Raw genomic sequence first — 546 nt, 5'->3', positions numbered from 1 at the left:
ATGTCGTGGGCGAATGAGACTGATGGGTACTTATGTTGTCAGGTTGAACCGCTTCCATAGTGCTTCGCGCCCCAGGTGTGTCAGCCGCAGTTCGCGTCGGCCCTCAACACGCCGAAGCCAATCGTTCTTCACGAAGCTGTCCAGCATGGCCTCGCCGACCAAGCCAGCCAGATGGGGGCGCCGCTCGGTACAATCCAGGCATCCTCGGCAATAACGCGCAGGCTTGACCGTCACTGGAAGCCGCAGCAGCTCAGCCAGCGGCTGGCCGAGCTCCCGCAGGAACGCTGCGCCCTCCACACTCACCTGCCAATGCGCCTGGTGCGGGACCAGGTGCCCTGCCTGCAACAAGCGGTCGGTGATCGCCACCGCATGCACACCGGCCAGATGCCGGTAGCAGGAACGCGCCTGGCGCAACGCCGGCATGCTGCGTGATGCCTCAGCGGTGCAGGACGGCGTGCGGTCCGCAACGCGCAGGATGCCCTCCAGCATGTCGGCAACCTCGTGCGAGGCCAGCCGGTGGTAGCGATGTCGCCCCTGCGCGACGGC

The 546-nt window shown here is 66.1% G+C and carries 1 pseudogene; it reads right to left on the bottom strand.

What is annotated here, in order from left to right:
• Nucleotides 1-30: 30 nt before the first annotated feature.
• Nucleotides 31-546 (bottom strand): annotated as a pseudogene (locus tag DAI20_RS20150) (hypothetical protein); the annotation flags it as partial.

The organism is Planctomonas deserti (genome assembly GCF_003067705.1).
GTDB classification, from domain to species: domain Bacteria; phylum Actinomycetota; class Actinomycetes; order Actinomycetales; family Microbacteriaceae; genus Planctomonas; species Planctomonas deserti.
Note: the sequence above shows the minus strand (reverse complement) of the source record. Positions and strands in the feature narration are given on the sequence as shown.